The organism is Streptomyces sp. NPDC059003, assembly GCF_042740445.1.
Taxonomy (GTDB): Bacteria; Actinomycetota; Actinomycetes; order Streptomycetales; family Streptomycetaceae; genus Streptomyces.
The window spans coordinates 68435-93757 of the sequence record NZ_JBHYJH010000001.1; the positions used below are offsets into that span (position 1 = coordinate 68435).

Genomic DNA, 25323 nt, shown 5'->3' on the forward strand with positions numbered 1-25323 from the left:
CATGACAAATCATGACCGGTCCTCTCTGAGCGTCTGCGGACGGAACGTACGGGTGCCGGAAACTCAGCGGTCGGCGACGGCTCGCCGCAGGAAGGCGAGGCCGTCCGTGGCGAGCGCGTCCTGGCTGGAGGCGAGCGGCCGCCAGACGGAAGCGGCGACGGCGATGGCGGCGTTGTGCGCGGTGAACGATTCGACGCACAGGGCGCCGCGGTAGCCGCCGGCGCGCAGCGCGCCGAGGAAGCCGGGCCAGTCCAGGTGGTCCGCGCCGGGGGCGCCGCGGTCGTTGGCGCACACCTGGACGTGCGCGATCCGGCCCGCGGCGGCCTCGACGGCGGCGGGCAGGGAGCGTTCCTCGATGTTCTGGTGGTAGGTGTCGAGCGCGATGCCGATGCCGTCCTCGGGGAGCCCGCGCAGGGCGTCACGGGTCTGCGCGACGGTGTTCAGCAGGCTGGTCTCGTACCGGTTGAGGGGCTCGACCGCCAGGCGGACCGCGGCGTGCGCGGCGTGGTCGACGACCGGCGCGATGTGCGCGCGCCACTCCTCGTACGCGGCGGACCGCTCCTCGGGCGTCATGCGCCAGGTGCGGCCGACGGCGGCGTAGAGGGGCCCGGCGACCACCGGTGCGCCCACGGCGCGGGCGGCGTCCACGCAGTGGCGCAGATAGTCCTGGGTGGCGCGCACGGCCGCCGGTTCGGTGCGGACGAGGTCGCGCCCGGGCGGCATGACGGCGATGACGGCGGCGGGTGCAAGGCCGGTGCTTTCGAGGAGCCGCGCGGTGGCCACGGGCGTCCAGTCACCGGGCTGCTCCAGCGGCAGCTCCACGGCGTCGTAGCCCCAGGCGGCCAGGCGCGGCAGCACCTCGGCCAGGGCCCCGGCCGTGACCGGCGAGTGCCAGATCCACGGGTTCGCGCCCAGCGGCCACACGGCGCCCGTCACTTCCTGCCTCCCCACTTCTCGGGGAAACCGGGCAGCTTCTGGCAGCCGCACATGGCGTAGTGCAGGGGCGGCATGCCGTCCTGGAGGTAGTCGTCGAGGTTGTCCTGGGTGACTGTGGGCTGCGGGAGCTTCCACTCCTTGGGCACCTGGCGGCCCTTGAGGACGCGCAGGGCGGCGATGACGGGCGTGCGCCACTGGAACGTCGGATAGGTGGGCGCGATCGCGGTGAGCTTCTTGTCCTTCCACGCCTGGAGGAAGTCCTGCTGGTCCTCGCCGGTGAGGGGCGGCACGTCCTCGCCCGCGTCCTCGAAGGCCTCGACGACGGCCACGGCGGTGGCGCCGGAGTCCATCCACACGCCGTCGACGGAGCCGTGCCGGGCGAGGGCGTCGGACACGATCGACTTGGTCTTCGCCGGGTCGCCGTCGGTGAACTTCACGTCCACGACGTCGAGTTCGCTTCTGTCGAAGGCGCGTTTCGCCGCCGACCAGCGGGTCTCAAGGACGTCGACGCCGGGCGAGATGCGCAGGGCGAGGATCTTGCCTTGGGGTTTCACCTTCTCGACGAGGAAGTCGGCGGCGACCGCGCCGTAGCCGTAGCCGCCGATCGGGTTGATGAAGGTGACGGCGCAGTCCGTCTCGACGCCGCGGTCGAAGACGATCACGGGCAGCTTGCCGCAGGCCGCCTTCACGGCGGGGGTGAGGGTCGCGGTGGTGTTGGGCGAGACGATGAGGGCGTCGCAGTCCTTGTCGCCCGCGAGCTCCTGGATGTCGGAGATCTGCTTGTCGTCCTTGCCCTGGGCGTCGAGGACCGTGAGCGCGTCGACCTCGTCGTGGAGTGCGGCCTCGGCCTTCATGGTCTTCAGGCCGACCTGCCGCCACGGGTTGAACACGCCCGCGTTGGAGAAGCACAGGTGCACGCCGCCCTGCCCCTTCTTCGCGTACCGGGCGGTGCTGGTCATCTCCGGGTCGAGCATCTGCTCCCAGGGTTTGCCCGCCGGTCCCTTGGGGGTCGTCTTCGCGAGGGTCAACTGGCGGTCGTACTCGGCCCGTTCGAAGAACGCCGAGGGCTTGTCGCCGCCGGTGTCCCCGCTGCGGTCCGCCGCTGCGGGCGCGTCGGGCGGGGTGTCGCTGGAGCACGAGGTGAGCAGGGCGCCCGTCAGCAGGACGGCGGCCGACGCGAGGGTGCGTCTGCGGATCATGAGGGTGTCCCTCCCGGGGAGTGGGTACGGCGGCGACGGCGCAGGCGGGAGAAGTCGGCGGCCCCGATGCCGACGGCGGCGATGACGATGACGCCCTGGACGGTGGACTCGAGCGCGCCGGACACGCCTTGGAGGTTGAGCAGCGTGAACAGCGCCTGCAGCGAGAAGGCGCCCGCCATCGCGGCGACGACGCTGCCGCGCCCGCCGCCGAGGGCGACGCCGCCCAGGACGACGGCGGTGATCGCCTCGAATTCGTAGCCGCGGCCCGCCTGCGCGGACACGCCGGAGAAGCCGCCGACGAGGACGGCGGCGAGCGCGGCGGCCACTCCGGAGAGCACGAACGCGAGGACCCGTGCCCGGTGCACCCGCACGCCCGCCAGGTGCGCCGCGCGCTCGCTGTCCCCGGTCGCGAGCAGCGTACGGCCGAAGTCGGAGCGCATCAGGAGCACCGCGGCGACGCCCGCGGCCAGGCAGGCGAGCACCGCCCACGGCAGCCAGCCCATGGCCGTGCCCCGGCCCAACTGGCGGAAGTCCTGCGGGAGCTGGCCGTGCGGCGAGCCGCCGGTCCAGTAGAAGACGGCGCCTTCGAGGATCAGCATCATGCCGAGCGTGGTGATGAACGACGGGACGCGGAGCCGGGTCGTGATCAGGCCGTTGACGAGTCCGGCGACGGCTCCCGCCAGGAGGAGCCCGGCGGTCATCAGGAGCCAGGGGGCGTCCGGGTACGTGCCGTACACCTCGGCGGCCGCGACGACCCCGGCGGTGACGATCGCGCCCACGGACAGGTCGAACTCGCCGCACACGATGACCAGGTACTGGCCCGCGGCGAGGATCACCAGGGGCGCCGCGCGCTTCACGAAGGCGAGGAAGCGGTCGGGTTCGTAGAAGCCCGGGTCGGTGGCGGCGAGCGCGAGGAGCAGCACGGCGAGGAGGACGTAGACGGGGGTGCCGCTGCCGAGGAGGCGCGCGCCGCGCCGGGAGGGCGCCCGCGTCGAGGGCGCGGGCCGGGTGTCGGCGCTCATGCGGTCCTCCTAGTGCCGCGCCGGGCGTACAGGGCGACGGCGGCGATGATGACGACGCCGCGTACGACGTTCTTGAAGAACGGGTCGACGCCCAGCTGGTTGAAGACCGAGTCCAGGACGGCGAGGACGAGGACGCCGCCGAGCGTGCCGGTGACTCCCCCGCGCCCGCCCGCGAGGACGGTGCCGCCGAGCACGACGGCGGCGATGGACTCCAGGTCGTAGCGGGCCTCGGTGCCCGCCCACGGCGCGCCCGCGCCGAGGCGCGAGGCGAGGAAGAGGGCGGCGGCGCCCACGCACAGCGAGCACAGGACGTGGGCGGCGATCACCGTGCGGCGGGTGCGGACGCCGGAGAGGCGGGCCGCGTGTTCGTCGCCGCCGGTGGCGTACAGGTGGTGGCCGAAGCGGGTGCGCTGCGTGAGCACCCAGAGCGCGGCGGCCACGGCGAGGAGGAGGAAGAGGGAGACCGGGACCGGGCCGACGCGGTCGTAGCCGAGGCGCTGGAAGGAGGCGGGGACGCGGCCCGCGGGCCCGGTGTAGTGGTCCTCGATCCAGCCGCGCAGGATGAACGCGGTGCCGAGGGTCGCGATGAACGCGTTGACCTTGAGTCCGGTGACGATGAGGCCGTTGGCGAGCCCTACGGCGGCGGACAGGGCGAGCACGGCGAGGACGGCCGTGACGACGCCGCTGTCCCGCATCGTCGTGGCGGCGACCAGCGTGCCGAGGCTGATGAGGTACGCCACCGACAGGTCGAGGGAGCCGGTGAGGACGACGGCGGTCTGGCCGACGGCGACCAGGCCGAGCGCGACGCAGTTCTGCAGGATGCCGACGACGTTGGTGAGCGTGAGGAAGTCGCCGCCGCGTGCGGCCACGACGGTCCAGCCGAGCGCGGTGACGGCGGCGGCCGCGAGCCAGACCCCGACGGCCGGGTCGGTGAGGCGGGGGGTGCGGCGCGGGGCGCGGGACTTCACGGCGGGCGGCGGCGCGACGGCGGTGCCGGTCATGCGGCTCCTTCCTCTGCTGCGTGGGGAGTCCCCGTCGGGGGCGGGGCCTGCGTGTCCCGTGCCGTCGCGAGCCGCATGACCTCCTCCTCCGTCGGCCCGGCCGGGAGCTCTCCGGCGATGCGGCCCTGGGCCATGACGAGGACGCGGTCGCTCATGCCGATGAGTTCGGGCAGCTCCGAGGAGACGATGAGGACGGCGAGGCCCTCCCGGGCGAGGTCGCGCACCAGGGTGTGGAGGGCGGCCTTCGCGCCGACGTCCACGCCGCGCGTCGGCTCGTCGAAGAGCAGCACGCGGGGGCGGGCCGCGAGCCATTTGGCGATGACGACCTTCTGCTGGTTGCCGCCGGACAGATAGCGGGCCTCCTGGTCCTCGCCGCGCGCCTGGAGGCGGACCTTCTCCAGGAGCGCCGTCACCTCGGCCGCGGTGAGGGGAGGGTGGCGGGCGGGGACGGCCCGGGTGACGAGGAGCGCGTTGTCGCGCACGGACTGGCGCAGGGCGAGGCCCTCGGCCTTGCGGTCCTCGGTGACCAGGGCGATGCCCGCGCGGATGGCCTGGCGCGGGGACGCCGGTCGCAGCGCGGCGCCGTCCACCGTCATCGTGCCCTCGGTGAACGGGGCCGCGCCGAACAGGGCCCGGGCGAGCGACGTACGGCCCGAGCCCTGCAGGCCCGCGATGCCGGTGACCTCGCCCGCGCGCAGCGTCAGGTCGATGCCGGCCAGGCGGGCGTTGCCGCCGCCGCGCACGGTCAGGCGGACGTCGCCGATGTCCTCCGGGCGGGCGCGCGGCGGGTAGTAGGCGCTCAGCTCCCGGCCGACCATGGCGCGTACGACCTGATCGGGGTCCGTCCGCGCGGTCGCCGCCGTCGTCACGTGGCGGCCGTCCTTCAGGACCGTGACGCGCCCGGACAGCTCGAAGACCTCGCGCAGGCGGTGCGAGATGTACAGGATGCCGAGGCCCCGGTCGGCGAGGCGGCGTACGAGTGCGTGCAGCAGGCCCGCCTCGTGGTCGGCGAGGGGTGCGGTCGGCTCGTCCATGACGAGCACGCGGACGTCGGAGGCGAGTGCCTTGACGATCTCGACGGTCTGCTGGCGGGCGACGGACAGATCGCGGACGCGGGTGCGCGGGGCGATGCCCGACACGCCCACCTCGTCGAGGAGTCGGGCGGTGCGGGCCTCCATCGCGCGGCGGTCGACGAGGCCGTAGCGGGTCGGCTCGCGGCCGAGGAAGACGTTCTCGGCGACGGTGCGGTGTTCGAGGAGTGCGAACTCCTGGTGGATGATGCCGATTCCGGCGGCCTGGGCCTGCGCGGGGTGGCGGAAGGAGCGCGGGATGCCGTCGAGCGTGATGGTGCCCTCGTCCGGGACGTGCTCGCCCGCGAGGACCTTCATCAGGGTCGACTTGCCCGCGCCGTTCTCACCGACGAGCGCGTGCACCTCGCCCGCCTCCAGGTCGAGGGAGACGCCGTGCAGCACCCGCACCCCGAGAAAGCTCTTGGAGACGCCGCGCATCGTCAGCATCGCCCGGTTCGCCTGCCTTGCCTGCATCGCCTGCACCCTCGGCTCCTTCGGCAGCGGTCTGCAGAGCAATGTGATGAGCGGACTTTGACCTGTCAAGGGTCCAAGCAGCTTTGTACACAAGGAAATTGACGGTGACTTAGGTCGATCGTCGAACACCATCGGCCTTGTGAGCAGCAGAACTCGTCCCTAGGGTGACTGCCATGTCTGGAGCGCCGGATCACCCCCCGTCCCCCGCGGTCTCCACACCGGGCGAGGTCCTCGCCCTCCTGCGTACGGGGGCCGCGGACACGCGCGCCGACATCGCCCGGCTGACGGGGCTCGCGCGCTCCACGGTCTCGCAGCGCGTGGACGCGCTCATCGCGCACGGCTTCGTCGCGGAGGAGGCGGACGGCGGCTCCACGGGCGGGCGGCCGCCGCGCAGGCTGCGGCTGCGCACGCGGGAACACGCCGTCGCGGGCGTCGACCTGGGCGCCTCGCACTGCCGGGTGGCGCTCATGGACATCGGCGGCGAGACCCTCGCCCTGTGCGAGGACCCCCTGTCGATCGCGGACGGACCGCAGTCGGTGCTCGGCCACGTCGAGCGCACGCTGCACGAGCTCCTGAAGGAGACCGGCCGCGCGCCCGCGACCTTGCGCTCCATCGGCGTGGGGGTGCCCGGACCCGTCGAGTTCTCCACCGGCCGCCCGGTCGACCCGCCGATCATGCCGGGCTGGCACCAGTACCCCATCCCGGAGTTCTTCGCCGACCGCTTCGGCGTGCGCGCGCTCGTCGACAACGACGTGAACGTGATGGCGCTCGCCGAGCAGCGCCGGGCGTTTCCGGACACCCGCTATCTGCTCTACATCAAGGTCGGCACGGGCATCGGCTGCGGGATCGTCGCGGACGGCAGGCTGCACCGCGGCGCGCAGGGCAGCGCGGGCGACATCGGCCACATCCGCGTCGGTGACCTGGAGGATCCCTGCCGGTGCGGCAACTCCGGCTGCCTGGAGGCGGTCGCGGGCGGCGCGGCGCTGGCGCGCAGGCTCTCGGCGCTCGGCCTGGCGGCGGAGACCGGCCGTGATGTCGTACGCCTGGTGAAATCCGGTCACCGCGACGCCGTCCGCATGGTCCGCGAGGCGGGCCGCTCGGTCGGCGAGGTCCTCGCGGGCCTGGTGAACTTCTTCAACCCCGACACGGTGGTCGTCGGCGGCGCGCTCGCCGCGGTCCACGACCAGCTCCTCGCGGGCGTACGGGAGGCGGTCTACCGCCGCTCCCATCCGCTCGCCACCCACGTCCTGCGCATCGAGCCGAGCCGCACCGGCGAGAACGCGGCGGCGATCGGCGCGGGCACCCTCGCGGTGGAGCACGCGCTTTCGCCGCGGCAGGTGGACCGGGTGGTGGCGGGGAGCGGGTTCTGAGCGGTGCTCCCCTGCCGCGCGTCGGCGCTCCCCTGCCGCGCGTCGGCGCTCCACTGCCGTACGTCGGCGGGCGACTGCCGCGCGTCGGTGTCGCGGATGGCCGACTCCTGCCCCTGGACGACTGTCTGGTCGGCCTCTCCAGCATGTGCGCGGACCGGCTCTAGGGTGGTCCGCCGAGCAGACGACTCCGCGAGCACGACAAGGCGCCGGAGAAGGCGCCCCGGAGCGTCGCCGGACACGGGGGAAAGCATGGAACACGGGGGAACGCTGTCGCGCGGCGCGGCCGAACGCGCCGCCGGACGGAGCGTGCTGGAGGGAGCGTTCCTGCTCCTGGAGGAGCTCGCCCGGCTCGGCGAGGCGGGTCCGACGGATCTCGCGCTCCATACCGGGCTGCCCAAGAGCACGGTGCACCGGCTGCTCGGCCAGCTCACGGACCTGGGCGCGGTGGAACCCTGCGGCGGCCGCTACCGCATGGGCCCGACCGTCGCGCGCCTCGGACGGTCCTGGACCGCGCACCAGGGGTGGGAGCGCACCGCCGCCCTGCCGTTACGGGACCTGGTCTCAGCGACCGGCGCCACCGTCTGCGTGGTCGCCCCCTCCGCCGGCCGGATGACGGTGGTGACCGGCATCCCCGCGGAGGCACGCGAGCACTTCCCCCATCTGCCCGGGCAGATCCTGCCGCCCGACAGCGCCGCCGACGTGGTCTTCGCCGCGTCCGGACGGCCCGGGCCGCCGCCTCCGGGGCTGTCCGGGTCCCAGTGGACCCGTCGGCTGCGCGGGGTGCGCGAGCACGGCGCCGACGTCCATCAGTACGAGTGGGACGGCGAGCGGACCTGCCTCGCGGTGCCGGTGCACGCGGCGTCGGGCCGGGTCATCGCCGCCGTCGGTGTGGCCGTCACGGACCACCGCCGTCTGGCGGCCACCACCGAAGCGGCGCGGCGGACGGCACGCATGCTCAGCACGGCCGCACAGCGGCTGCGGCGGCCTCGATAGGCCGCACCCCGGCCGCTGATCTCCGTCAGCGCCTCGCGGTGGCCTCGAAGAGCTCCTCGCACAGCGACCAGACGGCCGAGCGGGTGCCGGGGTCCGCGGCGAACGCGGGCCACGGCACCCGCTCGCCCTTGGCGTTGAAGTAGGCGCCGGTGACCCCCTCCAGGTCGGGGCTCGACGCGAGGCGCAGGCTGGAACGGGCCGGTTTGGCCAGGTCGGCCAGGAGCAGCGGGCCGAGCAGCCGCACGAGGGGTGCGGCGGGGCGGTAGGCGTACGGGAACGCCTTCGTGGGCGTGGCCTTGTTGCCCGGCGTGCAGGCGTGGCCCGGGTAGGCGACGTTGACCGTCACCGCGCTGTCGGCCGCCGCGCGCTCCGCGTACGCGTGACTCATCGCCATCAGCGCGGCCTTGGTGTGGTTGTACTGGCCGAACGTCCAGCCGACGAAGGCCTTCTCGGCCTGGAGGTTCGCGGGGTCGACGGGGCCGCGCGGGATGCCGCCGGTGATGTTCACGACGCGCGCCGCGGGGGCCGCGGTGAGCTGGGGCGTCAGGAGCCGGGTCAGGGTGAAGGGCGCGAGCACGTTCGCCGCGAAGGCGGTCTCCACGCCGTCGGCGGTGAGGCGGCGCTCCGGCGGGTTCACGCCGAAGTTGTTGATGAGCACGTCGAGTCGGTCGTGCCCGGCGGTGACCGCGGCCACGAGGGCGTCGAGGCCCGCGCGCACCGTCAGATCCGCGGGCACCGCCTCCGCGCGCCCGCCGCCCGGCTCGCGGGAGAGCTCCCGCGCCGCGTCGTCGGCTCGCCGCGCGTCCCGTCCGACGAGGATCACGTGCGCGCCGAGGCGGACCAGACCGCGGGCCGTCTCCTTGCCGATGCCTCCGGTGCTGCCCGTGACCAGTGCGGAGCTTCTTCCGCTACTTCCCGTCCAAGGAGGACGTGGTCTTCGGCGGCGTCGAGTCGATGGCCGACGACGTCGCGGCCGCCGTCCGCGCCGCCCCCGCCGACCGGCCCGCCTGGGACTGCCTCCACGAGGTGCTGCGCCAGTGGCAGCGGGACCTCCACGACTCGCGGCGGCGCCTCGCCGAGCTGACGCTCATCGAGTCCACGCCGTCGCTGCGGGCGCGCCTGCACCACAAGCGCGAGTCGATGCGCGCCCAGGTGGCCGAGGCCCTCGCCGCCCGCCCCGGCTCCGGGCTCGACGCGTTCACCGCCGACGTCCTCACCGCGGCCGCGGCCGCCGCCCTGGACGCGGCGGCCCGCGCCTGGCTGCGGTCGGAGGGGACGGCGGATCAGGACGAGCTGGTGGACCGGGCTTTCGCCGTCCTGCGGCCGCCGGGCATAAGGTGAGCGCCCCCGCTGTTGTGCCCTCCGAATCTCTACATGATCAACAACGGAGGGGGACGGCATGACGGAGAGCGGCACCCAGGTGCAGGGGACCGTGGCCGAGGGCTACGAGGGTGTGCGCGAGGAGTTCGCCGCCGTGCTGGCCGAGGAGCGGATCGCACCCGAGGCCCAGCTCGCGGTCCGCGTCGACGGCCGCACGGTGGTCGACCTGTGGGCCGGACCGGGCACCGCGGCGGACACCATGACCTGCCTGTACTCGATCACCAAGGGCGCCGCTCACCTCGTGGTCGCCCTTCTGGTGCAGGACGGCGTGCTCGACCTGGACCGGGAGGTGGCCTCCTACTGGCCGGAGTTCGGCGCGCACGGCAAGGACCGGCTCACGCTGCGCGAGCTGCTCGCGCACCGCTCCGGTGTCGTCGGCGTCGACGGCGGCTTCACCCAGGACGAGCTGGCGGACGACCGGCTCTCGGCCGCGCGGCTCGCCGGGCAGCGGCCGTTCTGGGAGCCCGGCACGGCCTTCGGCTACCACGCCTTCGTGATCGGCGCCCTGACGGGAGAGGTCGTGCGCCGCGTCACCGGCCGCTCCCTCCAGGAGCTGTACGAGGAGCGCGTCCGCGCCCCGTACGGGCTCGACTTCCACTTGGGCCTGCCCGCGGAGCTCCGCGGCCGCGCCGCCGACGTCCTGCCGTTCCTGCCCACCGAGGAGGAGGCCGCCCGGCTCCTGGCGAACGCGCCCGCCCCGGGCAGCGTCCCGGACGTCGCCTTCAACCAGAACGCGACCCCGCCCACCGACCTGGTGGCGTTCGCCAACCACCCCACCACACAGGCCCTCGGCCCCGCGTCCTCCGGCGGCGTCGGCACCGCGCGCGGCGTGGCCGGGATGTACGCCGCGGCGATCAGCGAGGTCGACGGCCGGGCGCCGCTCCTGGAGCCGGGCACCGTCACCGAGTTCGCCCGGGTCAGCTACCGCGGCACCGACCAGGTCACCGGCAACGACGACGTGTTCGGCCTGGGCTTCGAGGAGCTCAGCGGCCTGTTCTCCTTCCTCGGCGAGGAGGCCTTCGGCCACAGCGGCGCGACCGGCTCCCTCGCCTTCGCGGACCCGGCGAGCGGCGTGGCGTACGCCTATACGCGCCGCCGCTTCGGGTTCCCCTCGGGCTACGGCGCGGGCCCCGAGAACCACCGGATCGGCGCGGCCGTGCTGCGGGCGGCGACCGGGCGCTGAGGACCGGCCCGCCCCGGCCCCGCGCCGAGGGGTTGCCTTCAACCGGCCTTGTGCCGCGGCTCCTGCCGGTGCCTACTCTTGTCCCGACCGAAAGGGCGGGAATGATGGACGTACCGAACGTTGTCGGGGACTGGCAGGAGTACCAGTCCGAGGAGCTCGCCGGACTGCGCGTCCGCGTGCACCACCTCAGGAAGGCCACCCCGAAGCGAGGGCGCGACGACGACGCCAAGGGCCTGACGTACGTCGCCTTCGACGTCACGTTCGAGAACCGCGGCGCGGAGTACTTCTCCGTCGACCTGCACGACCACCCCCGCCACTTCGACGTGCGCGTGGGCCGGGACGGGCACGGCGCGTTCGTCGACGAGTACGGCTCGGCCGGCATCCGGGACTTCAACCTCTATCCGCAGCGCCGCGTCACCGCCGTCCTGTACGCGGCCGCTCCGGCGGCGAAGCTCAAGCAGCTGGACATCCAGATCAGCCCCCGCATCGACGACGAACCGGTCTTCGGCTACGTGTGGGTGGGTGCCCTCGGCCTCCACGAGGGCTCCACCCGCACCTCGACGCGCGCGTCGACCGCGAAGACGGGGGTGGCCAGCGAGGTGGAGCGGTTCCTCCAGAACAACCAGAGCAACCAGACCAACCAGAAGAACACGGACAGCGCCCCGGGCGACTGAGCCCGGCCGCCCGCATTGGTCCACTCCACTGACGCACCGCAGGCGATCACACCGCCCGTGGCGAAAACCCGCCCGACCGGCGCTGACATGGGAAATCCCTTCTCCTGGGCATGATTGACGGATCGTCGGCGAGCCGGTACCACTGACGCACGCCCGGCACGGCGAGCCCCAGTGCGTTCCCGGCACGCTTCATCGGCCCAGAAGTCCCAGGAGGCTGCTTTGCGAGGATCCGCTCCCTCCCCCGTTCCGCCCGTGCGCAGCCGCACCGTGAGGGCGGCGGGCGCCCTCGCGTCGGCCGCGCTCCTCGTGCCGCTGATCGGCGCCGCTCCGGCGCCGGCCACGGACAGATCCGGGGGCCCCACGACGCTCCAGCACGCGTTCGCGTCGGCCGCCGCCGAGTACGACGTGCCGCAGAGCGTGCTGCTCGGCGTGTCCTACCTCCAGTCCCGCTGGGACGCGCACGGCGGCGCCCCGAGCGTGACCGGCGGCTACGGCCCGATGCACCTCACCGACGCCCGCACCGCGCTGGCCCGCGCCCCGCACCACAGCGAGGGCGACGAGGATCCGCGCGGCGACAGCTCACGCCGCACCCTGCGCCCGCGCGAGGTGCCCAAGGGCACCCAACTCCCCGACCGGCTCAAGACGTTGAAGCGCGCGGAGAAGCTCAGCGGCATCCCGGCGGCCGAGCTGCGCCGGGACTCCGCGGCGAACGTCCGCGGCGGCGCCGCCCTGCTCGCCGCCGCGCAGCGGCACAGCGGCAAGCCGCTCAGCGACGACCCGGCCGACTGGTACGGCGCGATCGCGGCGTTCTCCGGGGCCGACGACCGGGCGACGGCGGCGACGTACGCCAACGAGGTGTTCGCCGTCATCCGCGACGGCGAGCGGCGCACGACCGACGCGGGCCAGCGCGTCACGCTCGCGCCGCGCCCGGGCCTCAGGCCCGATCCGGCGCAGCTCAGGAGGATGGGCCTGCGCAAGGCGTCCGACGCGCCGACGGACTGCCCCCGGTCCCTGGCGTGCGAGTGGATCCCGGCCCCGTACGAGGAGTTCGGCGACAACGACTACGGCAACCACGACAAGGCCGACCGGCCCAAGTCCCAGGGCATCAAGTACATCGTCGTGCACGACACCGAGGGCAGGTGGGAGGGCGTGCTCAAGCTCGTCCAGGACCCGACGTACGTGTCGTGGCACTACACGCTGCGCTCCTCCGACGGCCATGTCGCCCAGCACGTCCGCACCAAGGACGTGGCCTGGCACGCCGGGAACTGGTTCGTCAACGCCAAGTCGGTCGGCCTGGAGCACGAGGGCTTCCTGACGGCGCCCGACACCTGGTACACGGAGGCGATGTACCGCTCGTCGGCGCGCCTGGTGAAGTACCTCGCCAAGCGGTACGACATCCCGCTGGACCGGCAGCACATCCTGGGCCACGACACGGTGCCGGGCACGACGGCCGCCACCATCCGCGGCATGCACACCGACCCCGGACCGTACTGGGACTGGCAGCACTACTTCGCGCTGCTCGGCAAGCCCTTCCACCGCACGGCGGGCCCGGGCGGCGGCCTGGTGACGGTGGCGCCCGAGTTCAGCAGGAACCAGCCGGAGTTCACCGGCTGCGCCAGGCCCGGCGAGAAGTGCGTGCCGCACGGGTCCAGCGCGGTGCGCGTGTACACCGAGCCCCGTGAGGACGCCCCGCTCATCAAGGACATCGGCCTGCGCCCGGGCGGCGAGCCGTCCACGATCGACGTCAACGACATGGGCTCGCGGCTCTCCACCGGCCAGCAGTACGCGGTCGCCGACCGCCAGGGCGACTGGACGGCGGTGTGGTACCTCGGCCAGAAGGCGTGGTTCAAGAACCCGAAGAAGCAGCCGACGGCCGTCGACGCGCGCGGCTGGGTGGTGACGCCCAAGGACGGCGTGAGCGAGGTGCCGGTGTACGGCAGGGCGTACCCGGAGAAGGAGGCCTACCCGCCGGAGGTGCCGGTGCAGACGATCTCCCCGCTGCCGTACAAGCTGCTCGCGGGCCAGCGGTACGCGGTCGGCGACAAGCTGCCGGGCGAGTACTTCTACGCGCCGACGTTCGACCTGAAGCCGCACCGCGTGGTGCGCGGCAAGGAGCAGTACTACGAGATCCAGTTCGGTCACCGGGTGGCGTTCGTGCGCGCCGCCGACGTGCAGGTGGTGCCGTCCCGCTCGTAGCCGTGACCGCACCCGGGGCCGTCCCGCTCCAGGCGCGCCCAGGACCCGCCGGACCCGGACCTGCGTGGGGGCAGGCCCGGGTCCGGCGTTCGTGTGCGGCGCCCCGCGGTGGGCTCACTCGAAGACGTAACCCCGCCCCGCCACCGCCCTGAAGGTCCGCTCCCCCGCCGCCAGGAGCCCGCACCGCACCGTGAGTTCCCGCGTGCGCGCGGCATGGACGACGACGCGCGTCGCGCGGCCCGACGCCCAGGTGATGTCGACGGTGGCGCCGCCGCGGGCGCGCAGGCCGCGCACAGAGCCGTCGGGCCAGCTCGCCGGGAGCGCCGGAAGGACGTCGATGACGTCGTGCTGGCTCTGCAGCAGCATCTCCACGACTCCGGACGTCGCGCCGAAGTTGCCGTCGATCTGGAACGGCGGGTGGGTGTCCCAGAGGTTGGGCAGGGTGGACGACTTGAGCTGATCGCCGAGCATCTTGTGGGCGTGGTCGCCGTCGCGCAGCCGCGCCCAGAAGTTGATCTTCCAGGCCTTGGACCAGCCGGTGCCGCCGTCGCCGCGCGCCGTGAGGGAGACCTTCGCGGCGTCGGCCCACCGGGTGCCGGGTTCGATCTGGCGCCCGGGGTGCAGGGCGTAGAGGTGGGAGACGTGCCGGTGGTCGTCGCCGCGGTCGTCGAGGTCCGCCTTCCACTCCTGGAGCTGGCCCCAGGAGCCGACGCGCAGGCCCGGGTCGAGCCGGTCCAGGGTCCGCTCCAGGAGCGCGCGGAAGTCCGCGGGCTCCCCCAGCACGCGTGCCGCCTCCAGGGTGTTGGTGAGCAGGTCGTGGACGATCTGCTGGGACATGGCGGCGCCCGCGGTGAAGTCGCCGTGCTCGGGCGAGTAGCTGGGCGTCACGACGAGGGTGCCGTCGCGCGGGTCGGTGCGCAGCTGGTCGAGCCAGAACGCGGCGGCCTCCTTCAGCGCCGGGTAGGCGGTGTGCCGCAGATAGTCCGTGGAGCCGCCGAAGCGGTAGTGCTCGTAGAGCTGCGCGGTGAGCCAGGCGGCGGCCTCGGGGAACCAGAACGCGGTGGACCAGTCGTGCACACCGGTGAAGCCGTAGGGGTTGGTCTCGTTGTGCACGACCCAGCCGGGCGCGCCGAACATCTCGCGTGCGGTGCGCCGGCCGGGGGCGCGCAGGGCCTCGACGAACCGGTCGTACGGGGCCGTGGTCTCGGCGAGGTTCGCGGCTTCGGCGGGCCAGTAGTTCATCTGGAGGTTGATGTTGACGTGGTAGTCGGCGGACCAGGGCGGCGCGGTGCTCTGGTTCCAGACGCCCTGGAGGTTGGCGGGCAGGGAGCCGGTGCGTGAGGAGGCGATGAGCAGATAGCGGCCGTACTGGAAGAAGAGCGCCTCAAGTGCCCGGTCGGCGGCGGGATTTCCGGTGCCGTACTGCTTCAGGAGCTCGTCGGTGGGGAGGTCGGCCGGTGCCTGGTGGCGGAGGTCGAGGGCGACGCGGTCGAACAGGGCGCGGTGGTCGCGGACATGGCGTGCGCGCAGCTCCTCGTGGCCCCGGGCGAGTGCCGCGTCGACGGTGCGGGTGACGGCCTCGTGCGGGTCGTCGCCGCGGTAGTGCGGGAAGGTGTCGGCGTAGTCGGTGGCCGCCGCGAGGACGAACCAGACGTGGTCGGCGCCGGTGACCGTGAGGGTGCCGTCGGCGCCGGAGGTGAGCGTGCCGCCCCGGTGGACCAGGCGGAGCTGCGCCTCGAACTTCAGGCCGTTGTCGGCGAGTTCACCGCGTACGGTGATGCGGTCACCCTGGGACGTCGCGGTGAAGTCGGCGCGGGGTGAGGTGTAGTGCAGGGTGCAGGTGACGGCGGCGGGCCGGTCGGCGGTGAGCCGTCCGACGAGCACGCCGTCGGGGTGCGAGGCGAAGAACTCCCGGGAGTGGCGCGTGCCTTGGTGTGTGTACGCGACGGTCGCGACGGCCTCGCGCAGGTCGAGGGCGCGGTGGTACGTGGCGTCGGCGGCGGCCGGTGCGCCGGGGACGTCGACGCGCAGGTCGCCGAAGGTCTGGTGGGCGCCGTAGCCGCGCCGGGCCTGGCCGAGGTCCGCGGCGACGGCGTCGGGGGTGAGCCTGCCGTGGGCGTCGAGGTCCCGGCGGACGGCTTCGAGCGCGCCGGGGCGGGGCTCGCGCCAGTTGCCGAAGTCGTAGCCGTCCCGTGCGCCGGGGCCGCCGGTCCACAGGGTCTTCTCGTTGAACTGGAGACGCTCGGAGGTGAGGGTGCCGAAGACCATGGCGCCGAGCGCGCCGCCGCCGATGGGCAGCGCCTCGCGCTCCCAGTCGGCGGCGGGACTCCGGTACCAGAGCCTCAGGTCATCGGATGTATCGGCCGCCTCAGCTGCGGCGACCGCATCCGTCAGGGCCGGGACACCCAGCGCCAACGCGCCGGTAGCACCGAGAGCCGACCGCATGGTGGTTCTGCGCGTGATCCCATGTCTCATGGGCCGCCACGGTAAAAGTCCGATGACTGGCCTGACAAGGCACATGACAAACCCACTCCTTGGACGGAGTGGGCAGACGGTTGGATTCCAGTGCGGCAGGTGCGGCCACGCGACGGACGGCGGCGCGGCCGAGAGACGGGCGGCTCGGCTCAGCCCTGCTGGAACAGCTCGGCGGGCAGCGGCTTGAGCAGCGCGTACAGGTCGTCGGTGATGGGCCGGTCCCAGGCCGCGATCGTCACGAGGACGTTGTCGCTGCGGTCGAACTGCACGCAGGAGATGCGGCTTTCGGACAGGCGCAGGCGGCGCACGATCAGGAGGTTGTCCCCCTGCATGACGGGCACGTCCTCGCTGGAGACGACGGTGATCTCCTCGTCGTTCTCCAGGGCGATCAGGAGCTGGGCCACCTCGAAGGGCACCTCGCCGTCGGCGAGCTCCCGGGCGGGCGCGCCCTCCGGCAGATTGCCGATGATCATCGCGGGGCCGCGACCGCCGAACAGGTCGTAGCGCAGGAAGACACCCTGGCAGCTGCCGTCGGGAGCGGGCAGCAGACCGGCGCCGAGGTTGCCGGGCCAGTCGCCCGGGTCCATGGCCAGGACGTCGAAGTCCGGGCCCGCGGGTGTGGCGGAGCTGCGGCGGCGGAGGAAGGACATGCCGCCATGGTACGTGGCCCGCGCGGCGTTCCCGGCGCGGGGGCGGCGGCGGAGAACCTCGTGGTCACGGTGGCGTGGGGGCCCGTGGTCACCGTGGCGTGCGGGCCCGTGGACGGGTCCCTGCCGGGGGCCGCGCCCTCCCGGGACCAGGGCTCAGGCCGGGCCGCGGGCGCGCTCGTGGTGGCGGGCCACCCGGGCCCGGTTGCCGCAGGCCGGCTTGCACCACTCCTGCCGGGGGTGGTCCTTGAGGAAGTACCGCACGCAGCGCGGCCCGTGGCAGGCGCGCAGACGCGGCCGGTCGGGGCCCGTGAGGAAGGCGAGCGCGGCCCGGGCGAGGGCGGCGTCGAGCAGGTCCGCGCGCGGGGCGTCGCGCGCGGGCTCGTCGCGCACGGTGGGCTCGCCGTCGCGCCGCCAGGTCAGGACCGGCACCGTGGGCACCCGGGCCGCGGCCTCGTTGAGCCGGGTCACGGCCTCGGCGTGCGGCAGGAGCGTCCGGGCGTCGGCGGGGCTCGGCTCCCCCGGACGTACGGCGTGCGCGAACAGCGCGCGGACGGCGGCGCGCACCGACCGCACCCGTTCGAGCGCGTCCGCGTCGGCGCGGTAGCGGCGCGCGGCGAGGGCGCCGGGCAGCGCCGCCGCGTGGTCGCGCACCCAGGCGGTGAGGCCGTCCGGTGTGTCGAGGTCGTCGGCGACGCCGCCCTGACCGTCGTGGCGGACGGTGAGGACGAGGTCGAGCGTGAGCGGTGTCGCGCCGACCGGGGGTGACGACCGTGACGACTCGGACCGTGCGGACGGCGTGGGCCGTGCGGACGGCTCGGACGGCTCGGACGGTGCGGGCATGGGCTAATGATAGGTTCCGCGCCGACCATTAACGCCGGGGTCCGCCCGGCTGACGTCCGGGGAGGGATGACGGTGACCGACGCGACCGTGCTGAACTACTGGAAGGCCGGGCTCGGCGACGTACCCGAAGAGGTGTGGCACCACCCCCGCCTCGACGTCCTGCTGCTGCCCGACAACGCGCTCACCCACCTGCCCGCGCGCATCGGGACGCTCACCGCGCTGCGCACCCTGGACCTCGGCCACAACCAGCTCGCGTCCGTGCCCGCGGAGCTCGGCGACCTCACCGCCCTGAGCGACTTCCTGTATCTGCACGACAACCGGCTCACCGCGCTCCCGGAAACCCTGGGCCGGCTCACGCGCCTCGCGTATCTGAACGTCGGCGAAAACCGCCTCACCGCCCTGCCCGACACGCTCGGCCGCATGGCGTCCCTCGTCGAATTGCGCGCCCAGCACAACCGGCTCACCGCGCTCCCCACAGGGCTCGGCGGACTGCGCGCACTGCGGGAATTGTGGCTGCGCGGCAATGCACTCACCGCTCTTCCCGATGCGGTACGGCACTTGGGTGCCCTGCGTGAACTCGAGCTGCGCGAGAACGCTTTCGAGGTGTTCCCGGACGCGGTACGCGGACTTCCGCTCCTGCGCCGCGTCGATCTGCGGGCGAATCGGCTCCGCGAGATCCCGGCCTGGGTCGCCGAGTTGCCGTCCCTGGAGAAACTGGATCTGCGCTGGAATGCGGTCCGTGACGACGCGGACACGCTGATGGCGCTCCGCGCCCGCGGCTGCGTGGTCCTGAACTGAGTCCACCTCGCACTGAACCGGGCGGCGCTCGGCTCCGTAGTACTCAGTGAGGTGCGCGGCTCCGGACGCGCCGGCATGACCGGAGCCGCGATTCCGCCTGCCGTCACAGCGGTCGCAATTACTCTTGACTCAATCGCCTTCCGCGTTAACTGTCCAAAGGTACAGCGCCTTTTCGAGGCGCGGGAATCTCCGTACTTCCGTACCATGCGCACGCGACCGACCTGCGTCTATGCGGGATTCCGAGCGACATCCCAACTGCTTCTGCCCACCGCTGAAATGACCCTGCATCAGGGAAATGCGGATGCCGCCATTCCCGGGTTGACACCCAAGCCGACAGCACCTCAAGCTGTCCATGGACCGGTGCAGCGGGATCACTGAACCGTCTCCTCTCTTCAGTTATCTCCCTGGTGCTACCAGGTTTGCCGCATGGGCAATTCATCCGGTCTCGGCATTTCCCGGTGGTGGCCTTTCACGCTCTTTCACGCTCTTTTACGGTGCGGAAAGGCCGTCTGAAGAAAGGAACAGGTTCTGCGTGTTCCTGTGCGTGCTCCGCGGTGCCGGACGCAGGCGCCATTCCTCTCCGGACAGCGGGAAGCCCACCGCTGTCGGCTCCAGGGCCCGCTGGTCGGGCCTCGGGTCCCATCCGGCGTCCGGCCCGCGGTTCACCTGTCCCACTCCGTCCCACAGCCACCGAGAGGAGGGAAACCCATGACGAAGATGCCGATCCGCAAGGCCGGTCCCATCCGCCTGACGACCGCCTGCTACTACATGTGCGCCGAGCAGTAGGACGCACCCGGAGCCGGGCCCCTGTCCGGGCCCGGCTCCGGACCCTTGTCGCCCCTACAGAGAGGCACGCCGCATGAGCGTGACCGCACGGGACGGCTCCACCGTCCGCCTGCACACCCTGACGATGGTGGCCGAGGACGACGGCGTCATGATCGGCCGCCCCGAGACCGGCTCGTACGCGGTGTTCCCCGAGGAGGGCGCCGAGGCCCTGCGGCTGCTCGGCTCCGGCGCGACCGTCGCCGACGTGGCCGCGTGGTACGAGCGGACCTGCGGCGAGCAACTCGACATGGAGGACTTCCTCGACGCCCTCGACGACCTGGGCTTCCTGCGCACGCAGGACGACGTCCCCGAGGAAGCGGCGCCCGTGACCGTCCGGTGGCAGCGCCTCGGGCGGTGGACGTTCTCCCGGCCGGCCTGGCTGTGCTACGGCCTGCTGTTCGCCGCCGCCGTCGGCTTCATGGCGGGCGACCCGGCGCTGCGGCCCTCGTACCACCGGCTCCTGTTCACCAGCCACATCTCGCTCATCCCGATCACGCTGTTCGTGGCGGCGGTCCCCTGCATCCTGATCCACGAGGCCTTCCACGCCCTCGCGGGCCGCAGGCTGGGGCTCCCCTCCACCCTCGGGATCGGCCGACGCCTGTACTACCTCGTCGCCGAGACCCGCATGGACACGCTGCTCAGCGTCGAACGGCGGCGCCGCTATCTGCCGTTCCTCGCGGGCATGCTCGCCGACACCGTCCTCGTCTCCGTCCTGACGCTGGCGTCCGTGGCGCTCACCCGGCTCGGCACCCCGGCCTGGATTCCGGCGCTCTGCCTGGCCATCGCGTTCACCTGCGTGCTGCGGATCGTCTGGCAGTTCATGTTCTACCTGGAGACCGATCTCTACTACGTCCTCACCAACGCGCTCAGCTGCACCGACCTGCAGAACGCCACGCGCTTCCACCTGCGCGCCCTGGTCCGGCGGCTGCTGCGCCGCGCCCCGCCGACGGCCGACACCGACTGGTCCGCGCACGACTTGGCGATGGCCCGCCGGTACGCGCCGATCCTCGTGTCCGGGTACGGCTTCTCCCTCGCGAGCCTCGCCTGGGCCGCCGTCCCCACCGCCGTCTACTTCTGGTCCACGGCCATCGACCGGTTCACCACGGCCGGCACGCCGCTCGCCGACCGCCTCGACGCCGTCTTCTTCGTCGCCTTCACCTCGTTCGAGATCAGCCTGCTGGTCTACGTCACCGTGCGGGACCGCCGCGCCAAGTCCCGTACCGCCGCACCCGCCTCACGCCAAGGAGCACCCGCATGACCACGACACCGCCCCACCACCGGTGGGTCCTCACCACGGACGGCCCGGCCGCGCCCCACGACCTGCCCGAACGCCCGCGCCCCCACCTGGAGGTCAGCTGTCACCGCAGGCTGCGCGGGCCGTTCACCGGCGGCGGCCTGCTGCTGCGCCGGCTCGTGCCCGAACTCCTCGTCAAGCACCCGGACGCGGTGGCGGCCCGCGCCACCGAGATCACCGCGATCGCCCCGGACCTCACGCCGCTGGTGCCCCGCACCCCGCAGACGCTCACCAACCTCGCGGGCCCCAAGGAGCGCACCCGCTTCTACCCCGCGCCGCGCGCCGTGCGCATCGCCCACGGCATCGCCGAACTCGCCCTGGACTGGGCGCGGCTCACCCACCCCGGCGGGGCCGTCATCGCCTTCCAGGACGTGGACGACGCCGACCCCACCGACCGCGAGCTCGTCGCCATCATGCTGCGCCGCTGCGACCCCGCCGTCCTCACCGTCGTCACGCAGAGCACCGGAGCCGCCGACGACGCCCTCAGCGCCGCCCTGACCACGTACACCACCCGGGCCGTCAACCCCCCGCCGCGGCCACCGCACCGGCCCGAGGGCACCGACCTCGCGCAGCTGTACATCGACTCCGACGGCACCAGCGGGGACCCGGCGCTCCTGCACGCCTACCAGCGCCTCCCCGCCCGCGAGCGGGCCCTGCGCCACACGGCACGCGCGCGCCACCTCGCCGCCCTGGACGACCCGACCCTGCGGTACGGGGCCGTCCCCTACCACCTGGAGCACGGCACGGACCCGGCGGGCGCGGGCGTCGACGCGCTCACCGAGGCCGTCAACGGCTGCTTCTCCGCGGGCTTCTACGAGGCGGTCGCCGACCTCGCCGAGCGCGGGCGCCGTCTCTGCGCCGACAGCGGCTGGTCCAAGGCGTACCGCGACTTCACCCACAAGACCGCCGCGTGCCTGTGCTACTTGGGCCGGGGCCATGACGCCTTCGCATATCTGGAGGAGATGCGCCGCAGTTCGACCGAGCCCGACGTGCACATGGGCACCGCCTATCTGGCCGCGATGCTGTACACCCGCTTCCTGCCCAGGGACGACCACGACGAGGACCTGGCCCTGGCCTGGGTCAACACCGCCATCTCGATCGCCGACAGCCACCCGGACCCGCAGCGGCGCGTCCTCGCGCGGGCGTTCATGCGCAATGCCCGCGCCCTCGTCGAGCTGCACCGCGGCCATGTCGACCGCTCCCTCGCGCTCGTCGAGGAGGCCATCGCGATCACGGACGCCGACTTCGGCCCCGACGAGCAGCTCCTGCACCGCTCCGTGCTCCTGTACAACCGCGCGCAGGTCCACGGCGCCCGCAAGGACCACACCGCCTCGCTGCGCGACTACGACGACGTGATCGGCCAGGACCCGGACTACGGCGACTACTACTTCGAACGCGCGGCACAGCACCGGGCCCTCGGCCGGCACGAGGAGGCCCTGAAGGACTACGCCGCGTCGATCCGCCTCACCCCGCCGTTCTTCGAGGCCCACTTCAACCGGGCGGACCTGCTGCGCGACCTGGGCGACGACGACGGCGCCCTGAAGGACCTCGACTACGCGCTCGACGTGGAACCCGGCCACCTGGACTCCCTGCTGCAGCGCGCGGATCTGCTCCTGAAGCGCGGCGACCGGGCCGGGGCCCGGCGCGACATCGAGCACGGCCTGGCCATCGACCCGCACAGCCCCCACTTCCTGGCCGCCCAGGGCGAGCTCCTCGAGGCGACCGGGGACACCGACGCGGCGTACGAGAGCTACTCCGCGGCCCTGAAGGTGGAGCCCGAGTTCGTGACGGCCTGGGTCAACCGTGCCGTCCTCGCGTACGCGACGGGCCACCCCGGCCAGGCCGTCGACGACCTCGACCGGGCCATCGTCCTCCAGGACGAGGCGGCCCTGCGCGCCAACCGGGCCGTGGCCCTGCAGGACCTCGGCGACCACCGGCGCGCTCTCGACGACCTCGACGTGGCGGTGCCCGCCCTCGCCGCCGACGACCCGGACCTGCTCTATCTGCGCGGTGTCAGCCGGCACGCCCTGTCCGACACGGACGGCGCGATGGCCGACTGGCGGGCGCACCTGGCGGCCTTCGGCCCGGACGGGACGTCGCCGCGCGCCAAGGAGATCGCGCTGCGGGCCGGGGACTTGAGCGTGGTGCAGACGCGGGAGGGAGTGGTGTGACGGAGACCGTGCGGCCCCTGGCCGACACGAACGGGGCACTCGCGCCGGACCGGCCGGTCCTCGGCGCCGACCCCGACCTGGTGCGGCGGGCCCTGCGCCACCACGCCAAGGGCGTCGCCGTCGTCACGGCGGGCATCGGGCACAGGCCGGTCGGCTTCTGCGCCACGTCGGTCGTGTCGCTCTCGCTCGATCCGCCGCTGATGTCGTTCACGGTCGGGCTGCGCTCGTCGTCCTGGCCCGTCGTGCGGTGCGCGCCGCACGTCATGGTGCAGCTGCTCGCCGCGGGGCAGGAGCAGGTGGCCCGCACCTTCGGCGGTTCCGGCCGGGCCAGGTTCGGTCCGGCCACGCGCTGGCACCGCGGCGCCCACGGCCTGCCGGTGCTCGACGGCGTCCTGGCGTGGCTGGTGCTCGCGCCGGTCCACCATCTCTCGGTGAGCGACCACGCCCTGGTCATCGGCAGGGTGACCAGGGCGTGGCATGCGCGGGGCGGGCAGCCGCTCGTGCATCACAACGGCGGCTACGCGCGCCTGTCAGCGGACCTCGCGGTGCCTGGCGACGAGTGAGGCGCTGATCTCGCCCGCGCGCACGGCCGTGTTGGACAGGAGGGTCGAGGTCAGGCCGTGGGTGTGCTCGGTGCCGCCCTGGAGGTAGATGGCCGCGGTGACGTTCGGGTGCGTCGCCACCTGGTGGTCGCGGCCGACGACCAGCTCGTCCTCGTCGTCGCGCAGGCACACCTTGTCCAGCTCGCCCAGGCGCTGGCCGATGCCGCGCGGCTGGTAGCCGGTGGCGTAGACGAGCAGGTCGGCGGCCAGCGTGTCGCGCTCGCCGGTCGGCAGGAACTCCACGCCGATCTCCAGGCCGTCCGCGTGCGCGTCGATGTCGCGGATGCGGGAGATGTTGAGCATGCGCAGGCGCTGCCGGCCCTGGACCTTCTCCTGGTACATGGTGCGCGAGAGGGACTCGATGAGGTCCATGTCCACGACCGAGTAGTTGGTGCCGCGGTGGTAGTCGAACAGCGACTGCTTCACGTCCCGCGGCGCGTTGAAGAAGATGTCCACGGCCTCCGGGTCGAAGATCCGGTTGGCGAACGGGCTGTCGTCGGCGGGCGTGTAGCCGTACTTCGCGAAGACGGAGCAGATCTCGGCGTCCGGGAAGTGCCGGTGGAGGTAGTCGACCGTCTCGGCGGCGCTCTGTCCGGCGCCGAGGACCACGGCGCGGCGCACCGGGGTGCCGGACTCGTGCAGGCCGGCCACGCGCGGGATCAACTCGCTGTTGTGGAAGACCCGGTCGGAGCGGACCATGTCCGGCGGCAGGTGCGGGGCGAGGCCGGTGGCCACGCAGATGCTGCGCGTGCGCCGTACGACGGTCCGCTCGGGGTCGGCGGGGTCACGGCTCACGACGTCGAAGCAGGTGACGTCCCCGCCCTCCGTCACCGGCCGCACGGCGACGACCTCGGCGGAGTACTCCACGAGGTCGCTGACGCGGGCGGCGGCCCATTCGAGGTAGTCGTGGAACTCGATGCGCAGCGGGAACAGCGTCTTCTGGTTGAGGAAGTCCACCAGGCGGTCCCGCTCCCGCAGATAGCACAGGAAGCTGAAGCTGCTGGTCGGGTCGCGCATCGTGACGAGGTCCTTGAGGAAGGACACCTGCATCGTCGCGTCGTCGATCAGCATGCCCCGGTGCCAGCCGAACCGCGGCTGCTTCTCCAGGAATCCGGCTCGTATGCGGTCCTCTTCGGCGGAGCGTGCGTTGTGCTCCTCCACCGCGATCGCGAGAGCCAGATTCGACGGCCCGAATCCGATCCCCAGGACGTCATAGGTCACGTCCGAACCGTCGTGCGCGGCACTCGTGGCCGGCCTGCTGTGCAGTGCGTTCACCCGCTACATCGCCTCCCTAAGCAGGCACATGTTAGATAAGGTTAGGCTTACCTTGCAATGTCTGGGGCGAATTCACCTGAGGCGGCGTCACGGACACCGTCAGCCCGCGGAGTCGACGGACACCTCATCAGGCACCATTCCGGACACCTCCCGAGACACACCTCCGGGCATCCCTGCGGACACATCCCTGGGCGCCTCTCCGGACACATCCCCGGCATCGGGGGTCGGCGCGGCGGCGGCCATGTCCCCCTCCTCTATCCGCACCAGGCGGTACCGCCGCTCGAACCGCGGCTTCCCGCGGCGGTCCGTCTTCTTGGCCCTCGCCCGCCGTGCCGCGGCGAGGAGCGCCGCGACCTCGGGGCTCTTCCTGCGAAGCCGCAGGAACGACTGCTCGGACCAGCCGCCGCGCATCGCGGCGGCCGACTGGACGGCACCCTCGCGCACGGCCTTGAGGACGACGCGCAGCGCGGCCGAGCCCGGCCCCGCAGGAGCCGCCGCGGCGCGGGCCCGCTCCTGGTCCCGCGCGGCAAGCCCCACCGCCGCGGCCATGGCGGCCGCGAACTCGGGGTCCTGCGCCTGCCAGTTGCGCAGCATCCGCTCCGACACCCCCGCCGCCACCGCGCAGCCGTCCGCGCCGAGCCCGAGCGCCGCGGCACGGAGCGCGTCGGCCCTGCGGACGGCGGTCTCCTCACGCAGCGTCGGACTGCGCCGCAGGGCGTGGAGTAAGGACCACTCAAGGTCTTCTTGCGCGTCGAGGCCCGCGACCACATCATCGGCCCAGGCCTCGAGGCAGGGCGCAAAAGCCCTGCGCCGTCGCTCCTCTTGCCCCTCGTCCACCCACCCCACCATCCTGCAAAGTTAGGCTAGCCTCACCTAAGAATACCTTGTGCGAGGT

General features: G+C 73.1%; 21 protein-coding genes. 10 read left to right on the top strand and 11 right to left on the bottom strand.

All coding sequences use genetic code 11. From position 1 onward, the window contains the following. Window positions 1-63 precede the first annotated feature (63 nt). The 5 genes from ACFWZ5_RS00330 to ACFWZ5_RS00350 are packed head-to-tail and all read right to left on the bottom strand — an operon-like array spanning window position 64 to window position 5675. Complete coding sequence (locus ACFWZ5_RS00330; protein WP_384786811.1) at window positions 64-936, bottom strand: sugar phosphate isomerase/epimerase family protein; 873 nt, start codon at window positions 934-936, stop codon at window positions 64-66. Further along, window positions 933-2135, bottom strand: a complete 1203-nt coding sequence (locus tag ACFWZ5_RS00335) for a substrate-binding domain-containing protein (protein WP_384786814.1) — start codon at window positions 2133-2135, stop codon at window positions 933-935. Before ACFWZ5_RS00335 ends, ACFWZ5_RS00330 begins: the two co-directional genes overlap by 4 nt. Then, window positions 2132-3157: an ABC transporter permease gene (locus tag ACFWZ5_RS00340; protein WP_384786817.1), complete on the bottom strand. Its 1026-nt coding sequence runs from the start codon at window positions 3155-3157 to the stop codon at window positions 2132-2134. The genes ACFWZ5_RS00335 and ACFWZ5_RS00340 overlap by 4 nt, the downstream gene beginning before the upstream one ends. Continuing rightward, window positions 3154-4158 (bottom strand): ABC transporter permease, encoded by a 1005-nt coding sequence (locus ACFWZ5_RS00345; protein ID WP_384786820.1) that lies wholly within the window; start codon window positions 4156-4158, stop codon window positions 3154-3156. Before ACFWZ5_RS00345 ends, ACFWZ5_RS00340 begins: the two co-directional genes overlap by 4 nt. Further along, window positions 4155-5675 carry a sugar ABC transporter ATP-binding protein gene (locus tag ACFWZ5_RS00350; protein ID WP_384787027.1) on the bottom strand — a complete coding sequence of 507 codons (1521 nt, stop codon included), beginning with the start codon at window positions 5673-5675 and terminating at the stop codon, window positions 4155-4157. The genes ACFWZ5_RS00345 and ACFWZ5_RS00350 overlap by 4 nt, the downstream gene beginning before the upstream one ends. 200 nt (window positions 5676-5875) lie before the next feature. Here ACFWZ5_RS00350 and ACFWZ5_RS00355 point away from each other — a divergent pair, with 200 nt between their 5' ends. Together ACFWZ5_RS00355 and ACFWZ5_RS00360 are read left to right on the top strand one after the other, a co-directional pair. After that, the gene (locus ACFWZ5_RS00355; RefSeq protein ID WP_384786823.1) at window positions 5876-7072 is read left to right on the top strand and encodes an ROK family protein; all 1197 of its coding nucleotides are present in this window, start codon (window positions 5876-5878) and stop codon (window positions 7070-7072) included. Between the two features lie 249 nt (window positions 7073-7321). After that, window positions 7322-8065 carry a helix-turn-helix domain-containing protein gene (locus ACFWZ5_RS00360; RefSeq protein ID WP_384786826.1) on the top strand — a complete coding sequence of 248 codons (744 nt, stop codon included), beginning with the start codon at window positions 7322-7324 and terminating at the stop codon, window positions 8063-8065. 25 nt (window positions 8066-8090) lie between these two features. On the opposite strand, the gene ACFWZ5_RS00365 is transcribed toward ACFWZ5_RS00360, so the two are convergent. Then, entirely contained in the window at window positions 8091-8957 is an 867-nt protein-coding gene (locus tag ACFWZ5_RS00365) for an SDR family NAD(P)-dependent oxidoreductase (RefSeq protein ID WP_384787030.1), read from the bottom strand. Between ACFWZ5_RS00365 and ACFWZ5_RS00370 the strand changes: the two genes are divergently transcribed. The 4 genes from ACFWZ5_RS00370 (at window position 8957) to ACFWZ5_RS00385 (ending at window position 13498) form a co-directional block, all read left to right on the top strand. Beyond that, window positions 8957-9406, top strand: coding sequence for a TetR family transcriptional regulator (locus ACFWZ5_RS00370; RefSeq protein WP_384786829.1), 450 nt, complete (start codon window positions 8957-8959; stop codon window positions 9404-9406). The genes ACFWZ5_RS00365 and ACFWZ5_RS00370 overlap by 1 nt on opposite strands. Window positions 9407-9464: 58 nt before the next feature. Then, entirely contained in the window at window positions 9465-10628 is a 1164-nt protein-coding gene (locus tag ACFWZ5_RS00375; protein WP_384786832.1) for a serine hydrolase domain-containing protein, read from the top strand. A 101-nt stretch (window positions 10629-10729) separates the two neighbouring features. Continuing rightward, window positions 10730-11302 carry a hypothetical protein gene (locus tag ACFWZ5_RS00380; RefSeq protein ID WP_384890048.1) on the top strand — a complete coding sequence of 191 codons (573 nt, stop codon included), beginning with the start codon at window positions 10730-10732 and terminating at the stop codon, window positions 11300-11302. Window positions 11303-11521: 219 nt separating this feature from the next. Further along, window positions 11522-13498, top strand: a complete 1977-nt coding sequence (locus ACFWZ5_RS00385) for an N-acetylmuramoyl-L-alanine amidase (RefSeq protein WP_384786836.1) — start codon at window positions 11522-11524, stop codon at window positions 13496-13498. Between the two features lie 114 nt (window positions 13499-13612). Here the strand turns inward: ACFWZ5_RS00385 and ACFWZ5_RS00390 are convergent, their stop codons facing one another. The 3 genes from ACFWZ5_RS00390 to ACFWZ5_RS00400 form a co-directional block, all read right to left on the bottom strand. Further along, window positions 13613-15943, bottom strand: a complete 2331-nt coding sequence (locus ACFWZ5_RS00390; protein ID WP_384890070.1) for a glycoside hydrolase N-terminal domain-containing protein — start codon at window positions 15941-15943, stop codon at window positions 13613-13615. Window positions 15944-16122: 179 nt separating this feature from the next. After that, entirely contained in the window at window positions 16123-16623 is a 501-nt protein-coding gene (locus ACFWZ5_RS00395; RefSeq protein WP_384786842.1) for a hypothetical protein, read from the bottom strand. A gap of 153 nt (window positions 16624-16776) precedes the next feature. Continuing rightward, a complete protein-coding gene (locus tag ACFWZ5_RS00400) occupies window positions 16777-17463 on the bottom strand; it encodes a CGNR zinc finger domain-containing protein (RefSeq protein ID WP_384786845.1) in 687 nt (228 codons plus the stop codon). Between the two features lie 66 nt (window positions 17464-17529). On the opposite strand from ACFWZ5_RS00400, the gene ACFWZ5_RS00405 reads away from it, so the two are divergent. The 4 genes from ACFWZ5_RS00405 (at window position 17530) to ACFWZ5_RS00420 (ending at window position 23114) form a co-directional block, all read left to right on the top strand. After that, the gene (locus tag ACFWZ5_RS00405) at window positions 17530-18261 is read left to right on the top strand and encodes a leucine-rich repeat domain-containing protein (RefSeq protein ID WP_384786848.1); all 732 of its coding nucleotides are present in this window, start codon (window positions 17530-17532) and stop codon (window positions 18259-18261) included. Between the two features lie 859 nt (window positions 18262-19120). After that, window positions 19121-20344, top strand: a complete 1224-nt coding sequence (locus ACFWZ5_RS00410; protein WP_384786851.1) for a hypothetical protein — start codon at window positions 19121-19123, stop codon at window positions 20342-20344. Next, entirely contained in the window at window positions 20341-22551 is a 2211-nt protein-coding gene (locus tag ACFWZ5_RS00415) for a tetratricopeptide repeat protein (protein WP_384786854.1), read from the top strand. The genes ACFWZ5_RS00410 and ACFWZ5_RS00415 overlap by 4 nt, the downstream gene beginning before the upstream one ends. Then, the gene (locus ACFWZ5_RS00420) at window positions 22548-23114 is read left to right on the top strand and encodes a flavin reductase family protein (RefSeq protein WP_384786857.1); all 567 of its coding nucleotides are present in this window, start codon (window positions 22548-22550) and stop codon (window positions 23112-23114) included. The genes ACFWZ5_RS00415 and ACFWZ5_RS00420 overlap by 4 nt, the downstream gene beginning before the upstream one ends. On the opposite strand, the gene ACFWZ5_RS00425 is transcribed toward ACFWZ5_RS00420, so the two are convergent. Both ACFWZ5_RS00425 and ACFWZ5_RS00430 read right to left on the bottom strand, forming a co-directional pair. Beyond that, a complete protein-coding gene (locus ACFWZ5_RS00425; RefSeq protein WP_384890072.1) occupies window positions 23082-24419 on the bottom strand; it encodes a lysine N(6)-hydroxylase/L-ornithine N(5)-oxygenase family protein in 1338 nt (445 codons plus the stop codon). The two genes, ACFWZ5_RS00420 and ACFWZ5_RS00425, sit on opposite strands and share 33 nt — an antisense overlap. A 108-nt stretch (window positions 24420-24527) precedes the next feature. Further along, entirely contained in the window at window positions 24528-25265 is a 738-nt protein-coding gene (locus tag ACFWZ5_RS00430) for a hypothetical protein (protein WP_384786863.1), read from the bottom strand. Between the last annotated feature and the right edge of the window lie 58 nt (window positions 25266-25323).